We start from the raw sequence: 13,529 nt of genomic DNA, 5'->3' as shown, positions 1-13,529 counted from the left end.
ACTTAGCTGTCTTACAGGCTCGATGAGAGTGGCGAGTGCCAAGCGTCTTACTGTTCCTTCAGTTCCGTAAAACATTGGAAACAGTTTAAACCGCTTTGCCAGGGGTTATAACCCTTGGGCACTGCCACACGTCTTGTCATCGCTTAACCTGCTTGAAAGGGCTAGAGCGAGATTCATGCCACTTTGTTTTATTTTGAATAAAATCCTTATAAATCAAAGGCTGTTTATGGGGGCAAAAACAGCCATGGCGAAAGGATGTCAGTTATTTGGCAGGTGACGGCGGTTTTACCCGCCGTACTGAACCAGCGTGGTGGCGTCGATCTGCTCGATCGACGTCACGCCGGTCAGCGTCATGGCCACACGCATTTCCTTGGCGAAGATATCCAACAGGTTTTCCACCCCGTGCTGGCCATCGGCGGCCAACGCATAGGCGGTCGAACGTCCCAACAGGCATGCCTTGGCGCCCAGGGCGAGCATGCGTACCACGTCGAGCCCGGAGCGGATGCCGGAGTCCACCAGCACCGTCAGGTCATCGCCGACTGCCTGGGCAATGGGCGGCAGTGCCTTGGCGGTGGAGAGCACGCCGTCCAACTGGCGGCCGCCATGGTTGGAGACCACGATGCCATCGGCGCCGAAGCTCACTGCGTCCTTAGCGTCCTGCGGGTCGAGGATGCCCTTGATGATCATCGGGCCTTTCCAGAACTCGCGTATCCACTCCAAGTCTTTCCAACTGATCGACGGGTCGAAGTTGTTGGCCAGCCAACCGACGTAATCTTCGAGGGTGGTGGGCTTGCCCAGGTACTTGGAGATATTGCCCAGGTCGTGCGGGCGGCCCAGCACGCCAACATCCCAGGCCCATTGTGGCTTGGTGACGGCCTGCAGCATCCGGCGCGCCGAGGCATACGGCCCGGACATGCCCGAGTGTGCATCACGATAACGCGCGCCCGGCGTCGGCATATCGACGGTGAACACCAGCGTCGTCACCCCGGCGGCCTGCGCCCGTTCCAGCGCGTTACGCATAAAGCCGCGGTCCTTGAGCACATAGAGCTGGAACCAGATCGACTGCGCGCTTTGCGACGCCACTTCCTCGATCGAACACACCGACACCGTCGACAGACAGAAGGGAATCCCCTTGTTGGCCGCCGCCTTGGCCGCCTGCACCTCGCCGCGCCGTGCGTACATACCGGTCAAGCCAACGGGGCTGAGGATGATCGGCATGGCATGTTCCTGACCGAACAGCGTGGTCTTCAAGCTCAGGCTATCCACGTTGCGCAGAATGCGTTGGCGCAGGCTGATCTCGGCCAGGTCCGAACTGTTGGCACGCATCGTGTGTTCGGCGTAGGCGCCACCGTCGATGTAGTCGAACAGGAAGCGCGGCAGCTTGCGCTTGGCGGCGGCACGGTAATCGGATGCCGACGAAATGATCATGAGCAGTGACTCCACAGGGCAAAGGGGGGTTACGGTAAGCAAACTTCTGGCATGATAAAAACAACTTTTATCGCTAGTGCCCAGTCGCAAAAGGAATACCGATGAACCTGAGAACACTGCGTGTCTTCGTTGAGGTGGTGCGCCAGGGCGGGTTTTCCCAGGCGGCGCAGGTGGTGTCGCTGACCCAGTCGACGGTGAGCAAGGCCGTCAAGACCCTGGAGGAAGAACTGGGCGCGCCGCTGCTTAATCGTCTTGGACACAAGAACGAACTTACCGCCGCAGGCGAAATTGCCTACCGTCGCGCCCTGGTGCTGCTCGCCGAACGCAGCGATCTGGTCGCCGAGATCAACGACCTGCGCGACCTCAAGCGCGGCGTGCTGCGCATCGGCCTGCCGCCGGTGGGATGCGGCGTGTTGTTCGCGTCTATGTTCGCCACCTACCGCAACCGCTACCCGGACATCGATATCGAACTCACCGAGCACGGCAGCAAAAAACTGCATGAATGCCTGGAAGCCGGGGAGGTCGACCTGGCGGCCCTGTTGCTGCCGGTAGACGATGGCTTCGACTACCAGCCCGTGCGCAATGAGCCGCTGATGGCCGTGCTGCCCATGAGCCATGCGCTCGCGCGGCGCAAGCGCATCGACTTCACCGACCTCGCGGATTCACCGTTCATTCTGTTCGAAGCCGGTTTTGCCCTGAACGCATTAATCCTCGCCGCCTGTGAACGCAAGGGCGTGACGCCCCGCGTCACCGCCCGTAGTGGGCAGATCGACTTCATCGTCGACCTGGTGGCGGCAGGGCTGGGCGTCGCCTTCCTGCCACGCATGCTCGCGCACAAGCACCAGCACGCCGGCATCGCCCTGATCCCCTTGGACGAACCCCACACCGACTGGCACATCGCCCTGGCCTGGCGCGCCAGCGCCCACCTGCCACCTGCAGCGCGCGCCTGGCTGGACCTGGCCAAGGAAATGACCCACGCAGGGTAAAAGCCGAACGGGTTATCCGATTGCGTTCGACAATGCCAGGTAGTGCTTGACTTGTCCTTTTTAATCAGTAACATACGGTGAATTCCGCGATAGCTCAGTTGGTAGAGCAAATGACTGTTAATCATTGGGTCCCTGGTTCGAGTCCAGGTCGTGGAGCCAGACAAGGTTCCAGAGAAGGCTTCCAAAATCTCTGAACCACCCGAAAAACCCGCCTTCTGGCGGGTTTTTTCGTTTTGGCGTTCCGTCGGATTCCGGTGGGTACCAGCCGTTTTAAGGGTAGAGTTTGGGATAAAGGTCAGTTCGATAATAGGGAGTACCCTTATGTCGCGCACCACTGCTCCACTCTCCGATTCCGCTTGCCGTTCGGCCAAGCCCACAGACCGCGCCTACAAGCTTTTCGACGGCGACGGCCTTTACCTTCTCGTCCAACCCAATGGCCGCAAAGGCTGGCGTCTCAGATACGTTAAACCTGATGGCCGGGAAGGACTGACCTCATTCGGCAACTATCCCATCGTTAGCCTCGCAGATGCGCGCCGCAAGCGCTTGGAGGTCAAGCGAATGCTGGCGGATGGCATTGATCCCATAGGAGCCAAGAACCAAGCCAAGACGCAAGCCCTGATCAAAGGCCGCACCTTTGAAAGCGTTGCCCTCGGCTGGCACACGGAAATGTCAGCCAAGTGGGCACCAGACTATTCCAAGACAGTGATGAGCCGCCTCAAAACCCATCTCTTCCCGCTAATCGGCGCCCGCGCCATTGTCGACCTAGACACCCACGACCTTATGCAGCCCTTGGAAGCGATCAAGAAGCGCGGAACGATAGACATTGCTTTAAGGGTACAAAACTACCTGCAGAGCATCATGCGCGAAGCAAAGCGCCTCCGGCTTATCACCGTGAACCCTGCGTATGACCTCGTAGGCTCGATCAAAGCCTCGCGAGTCGTCCACCGCCCCGCTTTATCCTTATCGCGCTTGCCTGAATTGCAGGAACGGATCGACACCTATAAAGGCCGCGCACTTACCCGGCTGACGGTCTTACTCTCGCTGCACGTGTTTGTACGCTCCAGCGAGCTGCGCTTCGCCCGCTGGAGCGAGTTCGACCTCAAGCGTGGCGTCTGGGAAATACCCGACACGCGACCAGCGTTGGAAGGCGTACCCTTTTCCACAAGGGGTACGAAGATGGCCGGGGACATCCACCTTGTACCCTTATCACCGCAAGCGGTCGCCCTACTCGAGCAGATCCACGCAATCACAGGCAAATTTGACTTGGTGTTCGCAGGCGATACCAAGTCTTGGAAACCGATGTCCGAAAACACTGTGAACAGCGCGCTTCGGAAGATGGGTTACGACACCAAAACTGAGATCTGCGGCCATGGCTTTCGTTCGATGGCCTGCAGCGCACTGATCGAGTCGGGTTTGTGGACGGATACAGCCATCGAGCGGCAGATGAGCCACAAGGAGCGCAACAACGTCCGAGCGGCCTACATCCACAAGGCCGAGTTCATCGAGGAGCGCAGGCTGATCATGAACTGGTGGAGTCGCTACCTTGAGGCTAATCAGCAGGAGCATGTCAGCCCACGCGAATTCGCCAATCAGACGGGTGTGAACGTCACTCGACTAAAAGCAAAACATGGCGCAACCGAGTAAGCGATCGGTCTTCATATCTCGGTGATCCGCTTGTCCACGCAGGTCCATCCAAAGAGGGCTGCAAAGCCGCCCTCTTTGGATGGACCTCACTTAAAAAATCTTAAAACTCCCGCAATCGTCTTTTGGAAACCACGAACTTCCATAGACGGCTAATGTCATTTTCAGCCGCAGAGTTCTCGGAAAATCGAGCCTTGACCCTGTCTATCCGTGGGCGTAGAAAAGATCGTACAAGTGCTGTCGTTGACAGCAACCCAGGTAGCCAGAACCTTTGAGGCTACGCCACTCAGTGGTGGTTCTCCCCCAAGTGCGATTAGCGTCCGGCGGCTCGCACAGTCACAGCGATGTGATGGATGCCTACTTCTACCAGAGTGCCCACTGCGGCAACTCATACCTCTACATTCCTGCCCTGCAGCAACCTATCCGCTTGGCCATTTCACTGCGCCAACCTGCGTTCGTCTCTTACTTCCTGGAAGAGACGAACGCTCCTACCGCTGCTGCAGCCCAACTCGTACAAGGCTTTGCGGCATTCCCCCTCGTGACAATCGGCGTGACAAACACCGAAGTCACCAGCAACAGCGATGCAGATGATGGTGCCGCAGCCCACGGAATGGACTGCACCTGACTGACAGTCAGGCATGCCCCGGTCATCGCATCACTGCCTTCACCCGACTCAGGATCTCGCGGCGCTTGGTCTCGTCAGTCAGTGCAGCCTCCACCCGCCCACTTCTTCGGAAGTGCTCAGGAGGCCAGATCATGAGATGCCCATGCTCCCGGTCGTAAGGAGCCGCCAGTCCCGCGTTAGTGGACAACCCTCACAGGTCGCAGGGGCCTTGATCCCTGATAACACTCAACTTCCGTGGCGGGATGACGTGGGGAAGGTTTTAAGGGTTTGGCTTCGAGAGGAGTTTGATCATGGCATTGGTCGGTAGACGGGATGGGCGCAATTTCGGCTATGGCCGGCAGCTGAGCTATGCCGGGCCGCAGGCACTGCGTGATCTTTTTGGCGGCGGTCATTATGGCACGGTCAAAGCGCACAGTGATCGGTGGCAGGCGTTTGTACGCTGGTGTCGGTCGGAGGATGGTCCCGGGTTTAACGATGCGCGAAAAATTGATCGGCAGACCTTGCTAAACTACGCCGGACATCTGCGGCAGCAAGTTGAACAAGGGGCTATCTGCATCGCCACCGCGCAAAATCGGTTGTCCAGCGTGAACCGAACCATGGCCGCGCTTCGCGGTGATCAGTATGTGAAGGTGCCGAGTCCGAGCAAGGCCCTGGGAATGCGGCGCACCAGTGTTCGTCGTTCGGTGCCGCAAGGCCAAGACCGCGAACACGTGAAGCGGATCGTCGACGTGCTCTGCGAACACCAAATGCCGCGCGCCGCGGCCATCGCTCAGTTGGCGCGAGCAACCGGTATGCGCTTGCGCGAGACCATCTTGGCCGACCTTCCGCGCCTCAAACGTGAGGCCGAACAATACGGAAAAATCAACATCCAGAATGGCACTAAGGGTGGCCGTTCAGGTGCGTCGGCACCCCGCTGGATCACAGTAGATGATCATATTCGTGATGCGCTGAGATTTGCCGAACAGGTCTCGCCTGGCGGTAGCCACAACCTGCTTGCACAAAACGAGAGCTACCTCGATTTTCAACGGGAAATCGTCCGCCCTGCCCGGGACATCCTCCATCAGCACAACCTCAATGGCTTCCACGAATTACGGGCGGCCTATGCGTGCGAACGCTATGAGCAGATCACCCATTACCTAGCGCCCATCAACGGTGGCAGGTGCAGGCACCTCGATCCGCGCCTTGATCGAGAGGCACGTTTACAAATCAGCTATGAGCTGGGGCACGGCCGCATCGGCGTGGTATCGGCGTATATTGGTGGTCGAGCATGAGCACGGCATTCGATATGGAACTCTTCCTGGCGAGCGTCTTGACTGGGTCACATACCACACGCCAACGCCACCTGCGTCAGGCGAAGACTATCCAAACAGCAGTCGCTGAGCGCTGGCAACGCGACAATCCATGGACTTGGCAGAGAAAACACCTTGCGTGGTTTTTGACTCACCACCTAAACCAGCGCACTGAATCGACGCGCTATTACTATTTGCTGACCATGCAATTACTCACTTATCGCCTAGGAAAATCCTGGCAGTTCAACCGCTAGGCGAAGGTCATAAATCACCAAAAGCAGACATTTTCGATCTGCCGCCGATCGCTATACGAATGGAAAACTCAGCGTTCATGCCGCAGCGCATCAACCACGACGCCGAACGCTGACGACTGCTCACGCCGGTTGGGGTAGTAGAGATGGTAGCCAGGAAATGGCTGACACCAATCCTCCATCACCCGAACCAACGCTCCCTCGGCAATTTCCTTCGCTACCATGTCTTCCGGCAAAAAAGCCAAACCACAGCCAGCTACCGCCGCGCGCAAAATCGGCACGCTGCTATTGAATGTCCATTGACCTTCGACACGTGCTTTGAGCTCGTGGCCGCCCTTTTCAAAGTCCCATTGCAGCAGGCTACCGTGGGTTGGCAAGCGCAGGTTGATGCAGTTGTGTGCCGCTAAATCTGCAGGGGCTTCAGGTGGGGTGTACTTGCGGAAGTATTCGGGTGATGCCACTACCGCCATGTGCAGCCGAGGGCCGATAGGTACGGCGATCATATCCTTTGCCACTTGGTCGCCCAGTCGTACGCCAGCATCGTAGCGCTGGGCGACGATGTCGGAGAGGGCGTAGTCCACGGTGATTTCCACGTGGATATCCGGATAGCCAGGAAGCACCTTCAACAGCTTTGGCCAGAGAATGTTGTTGGCTGCATGTTCGGACGCTGAAATGCGTACGGTGCCCGACGGGGTATCGCGAAACTCGCTGACTGCCGCCAATTCCAATTCGATCTCTTCGAACCGTGGAGCCATGGACTTGTACAAGCGCAAACCTGCTTCAGTGGGCGATACACTGCGCGTTGTCCGAGTCAGCAGGCGCACACCAAGGCGCGATTCAAGGGCGCGCATGGTGTGGCTAATTGCAGATTGCGAAACGCCTAGCTGAGCAGCAGCGCGGGTAAAGCTGCCTTCGCGAGCGATGATCACGAAGGCTTGCAGATCGTTGAGATTGGCGCGGGACATTGATGAGGACCCTTCATAAAGGTGCGCTGAATTGTCCTATCTAACCATGTCTCGAGTGCTTCGAGACAGTTGCAATCCTCTCAACATGTATCAATGGTTACTTCGCGAGGGTTCTTGCGTAAAACGGCGTGAGTTTGCTCAGTGCGGCGTCGACGTATTTGGGTACCCAGTAGGTTTCGATATGGGTTGCGCCTTCAATCTTGAAGAACTCTTTGTCCTTGGTGCCAGTGGCTTTGGCGAATGCATCCTCAGTCATGTACAGGCTATCGGCCTTGGTGCCGGCGATCATCAACAATGGTTGGCCAATCAGTTCGATTTGGTTGGTAGCGTCGAAGCGCATCAGGTCGAGCAAGCTGCTGGTGGTGTACTTGAAGGTCGAGTTCGGGTGCGCGTGGGTTTTCCAGTAGTACTCGTAACCTTGGCGGTAGAGATCAAACGGCAATTTGGCAATCTGCTCATCGGTCAGGTTGGCATCGCCCGAGTAACGAACCTCGCCACCGGCAGCTTCCAGGGCGCGTGCCTCAGACGCTTGCTTGAGGCGATCCTGTATGGTGTCCAGTTGGGAGTCGACGTAGCCGTTACGGCGCACACGGCCTGAGTTGAACATGCTGATTGTGGCAATCGATTTGAAGCGCTTGTCGGTCTCGGCAGCGGCCAGGGAGTAACCGCCCCCGCCGCAGATGCCGAGCAGGCCCAGACGCTGAGCATCAACTCCGGCGTACTGGGTAATGAAGTCCGCCATGCCGTGGATATCTTCGATACGGTTGGCTGGTTTGTCGACGCTGCGCGGTTGGCCGCCGCTGCCACCTTGATAGGCCGCATCGGCGGTAATAGTGATGTAGCCCTGTTCGGCCAGGCGCTGCGCGTACAGCCCCGCGACTTGCTCTTTCACACCGCCGTTAGGGTGCGCCACCACAACGGTGGGGTAGGCCTTTTTCGGGTCGTAGCTGGCCGGGGTGTAAACGTTGGCGACGATGTCCAGGCCGTTGAGCTTGTAGGTCACCGGATGGATGTTGACCTTGCCCGGCTCATTCTTGGTAATCGCACCGTCATAGACCAGCGTGAACGGGTTCTTCTTGTAGTCAGCCGCCATGCTCTTGCCGGCCGAAATGCCGATCATCGCGGCCATAAAAGTGGCTTTGAGAACAGTGTTTCTCATACGATTTCTCCAAACGATTGAAGTGTGAAGTAGCAGGTTTTTTTCTGATTCGGCAGGCCTGCATTCCAGATCAATTCAGATGTTTCTCGGCAAGGAACTTGGCCACCAAGTCCGCGATCTGAATGTTGTTCAGGTCTGACATAGGAAAGTGCGTGTTGCCCTTGATGCCAATTTCCGGAAGATGAATTAGCTTCACGTCACCGCCATGTTTGTTAACGCTGTCGCGCCACAGCCGCGCCATCGCGAGTCGGGCCCGCCAGCTGTCTTGGGCCGGTAGGTCGATGGCGTGATCAGGAATGTTGTCACCGTAGAGGATCAGGATCGGAATCCGCGTCAATGCCATGAACTGGCTCATCGGCACCTCAGCGCCTTGCACCGTGTCGAAAGCGCTGGGTATCGGTGCCGGAACCTCTCCTGAAGGAAAGACAAAGCTGCTACCCGGCTCGAACGCGACGATGGCTTTCACCTTGTCGTTCTTGATCGCGGTGAGCCAGCCGGGGCCGCCGCCCTGGGAGTGAGTGAATAAAATGCCGGGGCCGATCCGGTTGAACGCAGCGGATACTCCATCGGAAACCACGTCCATATCGAACGGACCTGTGTTGGGGGTCATGGCGCGAAAGAACTGGTCGCGTGTTTGCTCATTGCGCGCGACCTGCACGCCATCAAAGTAGTTGGGCCACAAACCGATGCGGAACTGGTTAAACCACAGCTGTTCGTCCGGCGTGGGCTTGAGCGTTGCCTCTACCATGCTGCGACCGGCGTTACCGCGGCGGGGTTGGTCGATCAGGTACACGCTAAACTGACGGCGCAGAAAAATGTTCTGGAAGCCTTCGCGGCCATCGGCTGTGGTTTCCCAGGTTTTGGAAAACTGGCCGGCACCGTGCCACATGACGATCGGCAGTTTTCGCGCGTTGACCGGCAATTGGTAAAACACATAGGCGTGATCGCCATGGTAGGTCTGGCCATCGGGCGCCATGGGTTTGCGCGGGTCGAACGTACCCGGTGCAGTGATCAGGGTGCCGCCGGCGGCGAAGCTGCCTTGCTCCTGAATCTGCAATGGCGCGGCGGTGTTGCCAGGGCTGCTGATAGGCGCCGCACAGGCGGCAAGTAGGCACGTGATAGCGAGGGTCAGAACGTTCCTTGTGCTCTTCATGTTCAACTACCCGACGCCGCAAGGGCTTGAGTCAGCGCCGCACTCGCACGCGTGGCGACTGCTTCGTCTGCGTGTTTGGCGAGTATTTCGGTCACCTGGCGCAGTTGGCCAGCACTCAGGCCGACCCGCATGCTCGCCAGCATATGGGAGCGCAGCTGCGGCTCGGCACCCGGCGTTGCAGCCAAAGCGCCGACGGTGGCCAGTTCACGGCTTTGCCAGTCCAGGTTGTCACGCTCGAAGATGTCGCCGAACAGATGGGCCTGCAGGTACTGGTTGATGACCGGCGCAAAGTCGAACACCGGACTTTTCACCGCTCCACCGGATATGCGGGTCTGGTTAACAGTACCGACCTCAACCAATTCCTGGCCCGTTGGGGCGGGCCGACTGGGTTCGCGTCCTGTTACATCCTGAATACCTCGCGCTTTGCGCGCATCAACGACCTTCATCAGTTCGCCCAGCGCATTCAGGCTGCGTGGGAAGCCCGCGTACGCATAGAGCTGCACCAGAATTTCCTTGGCCTCACTGATGGTCAGGCCCGCATCCAATCCTTGATTCAACGCCTGGTTAAGGCGGGGAATGTCGCTGGATGCCATAAACGCAGCGATCAATGGAATGGCCTGTTGTCTGCTCGACAATGCTTCGGAGGGCGGTGCTGTATTGGCTGGGGTAGACGGTGCCACGCTTTCTTGGGCGACAACGCCGGGAACGTCCCCCAAGCCAAGGCACAATGCCAGGAAAGCGGCAATGGAGCGGGTTTCGCGATATCTCAGGGCACGCAAGATCGATGCAGTCATTTTGGCGCGCCTCCGTACTCGGCATCGGAGACCTTGTCGCCCCAGGTCACGGCGCTGCCATCCAGGGATTCTGCCAACGCGATATGGGTCATAGCTGTGGTAGCGGTAGCCCCATGCCAGTGACGCACGTTGGCCGGAATCCATACGGTGTCGCCTGGGCGAATTTCCTGGCGGGGGCCGCCTGCCTGCTGCACATAGCCCACGCCAGCGGTGACGATGAGCGTTTGGCCCAGCGGATGGGTATGCCAAGCCGTGCGTGCTCCAGGCTCGAAGGTCACTGTACCGCCGCCAATGCGTGCGGGAGCATCGCCCTTGAATAGGCCATCAACCCGCACGGTGCCGGTGAAGTTGTCAGCAGGGCCTTGAACGGAAGGCTTAGTGCCAACACGGGTGACGCGAACTTCCTTGGTGTCCTCGGCTGTGGCTTCGCCAGCCATAAGCGAAAGGGCAACCAGTGAGGCGATCAGGGGGTTCATAGCCGTAACTCCTGGCAGGGAAGGGATCAAAGCCCAGTCATCTTCAGTACGGCCTCAGGCAGGCGTTCGCCGAGGACCTGGACCTGCGAGATCTGCTCACGGATCGCACGCAGCTCATCGCGGCTCAATTCCAGCTCGATAGCGCCAAGGTTTTCATCAAGGCGATGCTGTTTCGTGGTGCCGGGGATTGGCACGATCCAAGGCTTCTGTGCCAGCAGCCAAGCCAAGGCCACTTGGGCAGGCGTGGCATTTTTGCGCTGTGCGACTGCTTTCACCACCTCGACCAACGCCAGGTTGGCCTTGCGTGCCTCTACGGAGAAGCGCGGTACGAAGTTACGGAAGTCCGATGCATCAAACTGGGTGTTCTCATCGATCTTGCCGGTGAGAAAACCGGCGCCAAGTGGGCTGAACGGCACGAAGCCGATGCCCAACTCCTCCAGCACGGGCAGCAGCTCTTGCTCAGGGCCACGCCAGAACAACGAGTACTCGCTCTGCACCGCAGACAGCGGCTGCACCGCGTGTGCGCGGCGGATAGTCTCGACACCGGCTTCAGAGAGGCCAAAGTGTTTTACCTTGCCTTCAGCGATCAGGTCTTTGATTGTGCCCGCGACCTCTTCGATGGGCACCGCAGGATCGACACGGTGCTGGTAGAACAGATCGATACGGTCGGTGCGCAGGCGCTTCAACGCGGCGTCAGCCACTGCGCGGATATGCTCCGGTCGACTGTTGAGGCCAGCCCCTCGGGCGCCGGAAATCAAGTCGATGTCGAAACCGAATTTGGTGGCGATCACCACCTGGTCGCGGATTGGCTGCAGGGCCTCGCCGAGCAGCTCTTCATTGCTGAACGGTCCGTAGGCCTCGGCGGTGTCGAACAGGTTCACGCCACGTTCGTGGGCGGTGCGGATCAGTTTGATCATGTCCTGCTTGTCGGCGGCCGGGCCGTAGACCTGAGTCATGTTCATGCAGCCAAGACCGAGTGCGGACACTTCCAGGCCATTGCCCAAAATGCGGGTTTTCATTGGTGTCTCCTAGTTGGAAATGGGGGGGCGCAGCGGGTCGATGACTTGCGTCGCACGTTTAACGTTTGAAGTTGCTGTCGCTTATCCATTCGTTCACGCACTCCATGGTTTTGCGCTCTTGCTCGCCCTCCATCACGAACCCCACCAGCACCTTGGCCTTGGGTGCGTGACGGTCGAGCACGGCACGGCTGTTGCCTAAGCCATAGCCGCCATGGGTGTTGAATGGAATGATGGTCTTGCCCGCAAGGTCATGTGCCGAAAGAAACGCGCGCACCACTGGGGGCATGGTTTCACCCCAGATGGGAAAGCCGAGAAACAGGGTGTCGTACGCGTCCAAGTTGTGGACCCTGCTTTCCAGTGCCGGCTCGAAGCCGCTATCGCGCTCCCGGCGCGCCTGTTCCACCGTTTGCAGGTAGTCCTCAGGGTAGGCGGTGGCAGGGCGAATTTCGTACAGGTCAGCACCCAGGCCGCGCTGGATAAGCCCGGCCACGACCCGCGTGTTGCCGGAACGAGAGAAGTACGCCACCAAGGTGCGAGAGCCGGAAGGTGCAGAGCGCTCGTCGCTGGCGTCCGTGCTGGCCCGCGCCAGAAACGGCGAGCTGGCCAACGCAAAAACTACCGTGCGGCGTAGCGAGTCGTGGTCGTTCATTCAGCCTCCCTTAGCGTCCGACACGCGCTTTAAGCGCCTCGGGGTAGCGGTCACCTTGAATGCTGATCTGCGATAAGGCGCAGGCGATGGCTTCCAGCTCCGCTTCGGTAAGGTTGACCGACGCACTGCCGATGTTTTCTTGAAGGCGATGCAGCTTGGTCGTCCCCGGAATCGGTACGATGCACGGCGCCTGGGCGAGCAGCCAGGCGAGGGCTATCTGCGCAGGGGTTACCCCTTTTTGCGCGGCGATCTCGCGCAGTCGGATGACCAGGTTCTGATTGGCCTGCAGCGCCTCCTGGCCAAAGCGTGGAACGACGCTGCGAAAGTCATCGCTGCCAAACGATGCGTCGGCTGAAATAGCACCGGTGAGAAAACCTTTGCCCAACGGGCTAAACGGTACGAAGCCGATGCCCAGCTCGGAGAGGGTTGGGAAAATCTCCAACTCGGGCTCTCGCCACCACATCGAATATTCACTTTGCAGCGCCGTGACCGGTTGCACGGCGTGCGCTCGGCGGATGGTCTGTGCGCCTGCTTCCGAGAGGCCGAAGTGCTTCACTTTGCCTTCGGCGATCAGGGCTTTGACGGTGCCGGCAACGTCTTCGATGGGCACATCCGGATCGACCCGATGCTGGTAAAGAAGATCGATGTAATCGGTCCTGAGCCGCCGCAGCGAGCCCTCAACGGCCTCGCGAATATGCTCCGGGCGGCTGTTGAGAATCTGCTGTTTGTTGTCCGCGCCAAAGGTGAAACCAAACTTGGTGGCGATCACCACTTGATCGCGCACGGGCGCCAAGGCCTGCCCCACCACGTCTTCGTTCAAGTAGGGGCCGTACACCTCTGCGGTGTCAAAGAAGGTAACGCCCAGGTCCACGGCGGCGCGGATCAGGGACACGGCATCCTGGGTGTCCGTGGCCGGACCATAGCCGTGGCTCAGGCCCATGCAGCCCAGGCCAAGGGCCGAGACTTCTAACGAACTGTTGCCCAAATAGCGCTTTTGCATTGCGTTCTCTCCCGGCGTAAGCAAACCCGCCTGGCCCTTGAGCCAAGGTGGGGGAGGGTTGCAGTCACTCGGCTGCAACCTCGATGGGAGGACG

Annotated in this window: 14 protein-coding genes and 1 tRNA gene; 6 read left to right on the top strand and 9 right to left on the bottom strand. The window is 58.9% G+C overall.

Annotated elements, in window-relative coordinates; all coding sequences use genetic code 11:
• Positions 1–285: 285 nt before the first annotated feature.
• Entirely contained in the window at positions 286–1,428 is a 1,143-nt protein-coding gene (gene lldD, locus NR164_RS25190; protein ID WP_046382592.1) for an FMN-dependent L-lactate dehydrogenase LldD, read from the bottom strand.
• Positions 1,429–1,529: 101 nt separating this feature from the next.
• Between lldD and NR164_RS25185 the strand changes: the two genes are divergently transcribed.
• From NR164_RS25185 to NR164_RS25160, 6 genes are all read left to right on the top strand, one after another.
• Positions 1,530–2,414, top strand: a complete 885-nt coding sequence (locus tag NR164_RS25185; RefSeq protein WP_256823402.1) for a LysR family transcriptional regulator — start codon at positions 1,530–1,532, stop codon at positions 2,412–2,414.
• 83 nt (positions 2,415–2,497) lie between these two features.
• Positions 2,498–2,573 (top strand) — tRNA-Asn (locus tag NR164_RS25180).
• Positions 2,574–2,735: 162 nt separating this feature from the next.
• Positions 2,736–4,058 carry an integrase arm-type DNA-binding domain-containing protein gene (locus NR164_RS25175; RefSeq protein ID WP_169878022.1) on the top strand — a complete coding sequence of 441 codons (1,323 nt, stop codon included), beginning with the start codon at positions 2,736–2,738 and terminating at the stop codon, positions 4,056–4,058.
• 346 nt (positions 4,059–4,404) lie between these two features.
• Positions 4,405–4,680, top strand: a complete 276-nt coding sequence (locus NR164_RS25170) for a hypothetical protein (protein ID WP_169878021.1) — start codon at positions 4,405–4,407, stop codon at positions 4,678–4,680.
• 290 nt (positions 4,681–4,970) lie between these two features.
• Entirely contained in the window at positions 4,971–5,951 is a 981-nt protein-coding gene (locus tag NR164_RS25165) for an integrase domain-containing protein (RefSeq protein WP_169878020.1), read from the top strand.
• Entirely contained in the window at positions 5,948–6,223 is a 276-nt protein-coding gene (locus NR164_RS25160) for a hypothetical protein (protein WP_236380697.1), read from the top strand. The genes NR164_RS25165 and NR164_RS25160 overlap by 4 nt, the downstream gene beginning before the upstream one ends.
• Positions 6,224–6,291: 68 nt before the next feature.
• On the opposite strand, the gene NR164_RS25155 is transcribed toward NR164_RS25160, so the two are convergent.
• From NR164_RS25155 to NR164_RS25120, 8 genes are all read right to left on the bottom strand, one after another.
• Positions 6,292–7,185, bottom strand: a complete 894-nt coding sequence (locus NR164_RS25155; protein ID WP_169878018.1) for a LysR family transcriptional regulator — start codon at positions 7,183–7,185, stop codon at positions 6,292–6,294.
• A 97-nt stretch (positions 7,186–7,282) separates the two neighbouring features.
• On the bottom strand, positions 7,283–8,344 hold the full coding sequence (locus NR164_RS25150) for an alpha/beta hydrolase (protein WP_169878017.1): 1,062 nt from the start codon (positions 8,342–8,344) through the stop codon (positions 7,283–7,285).
• 70 nt (positions 8,345–8,414) lie between these two features.
• Entirely contained in the window at positions 8,415–9,497 is a 1,083-nt protein-coding gene (locus NR164_RS25145; RefSeq protein WP_256823400.1) for an alpha/beta fold hydrolase, read from the bottom strand.
• Between the two features lie 2 nt (positions 9,498–9,499).
• Positions 9,500–10,291 (bottom strand): carboxymuconolactone decarboxylase family protein, encoded by a 792-nt coding sequence (locus tag NR164_RS25140; RefSeq protein ID WP_236383515.1) that lies wholly within the window; start codon positions 10,289–10,291, stop codon positions 9,500–9,502.
• Positions 10,288–10,767, bottom strand: coding sequence for a cupin domain-containing protein (locus NR164_RS25135; RefSeq protein WP_256823399.1), 480 nt, complete (start codon positions 10,765–10,767; stop codon positions 10,288–10,290). The genes NR164_RS25140 and NR164_RS25135 overlap by 4 nt, the downstream gene beginning before the upstream one ends.
• 26 nt (positions 10,768–10,793) lie before the next feature.
• Complete coding sequence (locus tag NR164_RS25130) at positions 10,794–11,786, bottom strand: aldo/keto reductase (RefSeq protein ID WP_169878013.1); 993 nt, start codon at positions 11,784–11,786, stop codon at positions 10,794–10,796.
• Positions 11,787–11,844: 58 nt separating this feature from the next.
• Complete coding sequence (locus NR164_RS25125; protein ID WP_236309684.1) at positions 11,845–12,435, bottom strand: flavodoxin; 591 nt, start codon at positions 12,433–12,435, stop codon at positions 11,845–11,847.
• 10 nt (positions 12,436–12,445) lie between these two features.
• Positions 12,446–13,435 (bottom strand): aldo/keto reductase, encoded by a 990-nt coding sequence (locus NR164_RS25120; RefSeq protein WP_236383519.1) that lies wholly within the window; start codon positions 13,433–13,435, stop codon positions 12,446–12,448.
• Positions 13,436–13,529: the final 94 nt, after the last annotated feature.

Source organism: Pseudomonas sp. Pse79, assembly GCF_024519615.1.
Taxonomy (GTDB): Bacteria; Pseudomonadota; Gammaproteobacteria; order Pseudomonadales; family Pseudomonadaceae; genus Aquipseudomonas; species Aquipseudomonas veronii.
This window is presented reverse-complemented; position numbering and strand designations above follow the sequence as displayed.

Excerpts from the sequence above, each read along its gene's own strand:
- NR164_RS25130 (WP_169878013.1), bottom strand. The coding sequence starts at position 11,786 with ATGAAAACCCGCATTTTGGGCAATGGCCTGGAAGTGTCCGCACTCGGT.
- NR164_RS25120 (WP_236383519.1), bottom strand. The coding sequence starts at position 13,435 with ATGCAAAAGCGCTATTTGGGCAACAGTTCGTTAGAAGTCTCGGCCCTT.
- lldD (WP_046382592.1), bottom strand. The coding sequence starts at position 1,428 with ATGATCATTTCGTCGGCATCCGATTACCGTGCCGCCGCCAAGCGCAAG.
- NR164_RS25145 (WP_256823400.1), bottom strand. The coding sequence starts at position 9,497 with ATGAAGAGCACAAGGAACGTTCTGACCCTCGCTATCACGTGCCTACTT.
- NR164_RS25150 (WP_169878017.1), bottom strand. The coding sequence starts at position 8,344 with ATGAGAAACACTGTTCTCAAAGCCACTTTTATGGCCGCGATGATCGGC.
- NR164_RS25175 (WP_169878022.1), top strand. The coding sequence starts at position 2,736 with ATGTCGCGCACCACTGCTCCACTCTCCGATTCCGCTTGCCGTTCGGCC.
- NR164_RS25135 (WP_256823399.1), bottom strand. The coding sequence starts at position 10,767 with ATGAACCCCCTGATCGCCTCACTGGTTGCCCTTTCGCTTATGGCTGGC.
- NR164_RS25160 (WP_236380697.1), top strand. The coding sequence starts at position 5,948 with ATGAGCACGGCATTCGATATGGAACTCTTCCTGGCGAGCGTCTTGACT.
- NR164_RS25155 (WP_169878018.1), bottom strand. The coding sequence starts at position 7,185 with ATGTCCCGCGCCAATCTCAACGATCTGCAAGCCTTCGTGATCATCGCT.
- NR164_RS25125 (WP_236309684.1), bottom strand. The coding sequence starts at position 12,435 with ATGAACGACCACGACTCGCTACGCCGCACGGTAGTTTTTGCGTTGGCC.
- NR164_RS25185 (WP_256823402.1), top strand. The coding sequence starts at position 1,530 with ATGAACCTGAGAACACTGCGTGTCTTCGTTGAGGTGGTGCGCCAGGGC.
- NR164_RS25140 (WP_236383515.1), bottom strand. The coding sequence starts at position 10,291 with ATGACTGCATCGATCTTGCGTGCCCTGAGATATCGCGAAACCCGCTCC.
- NR164_RS25170 (WP_169878021.1), top strand. The coding sequence starts at position 4,405 with ATGGATGCCTACTTCTACCAGAGTGCCCACTGCGGCAACTCATACCTC.
- NR164_RS25165 (WP_169878020.1), top strand. The coding sequence starts at position 4,971 with ATGGCATTGGTCGGTAGACGGGATGGGCGCAATTTCGGCTATGGCCGG.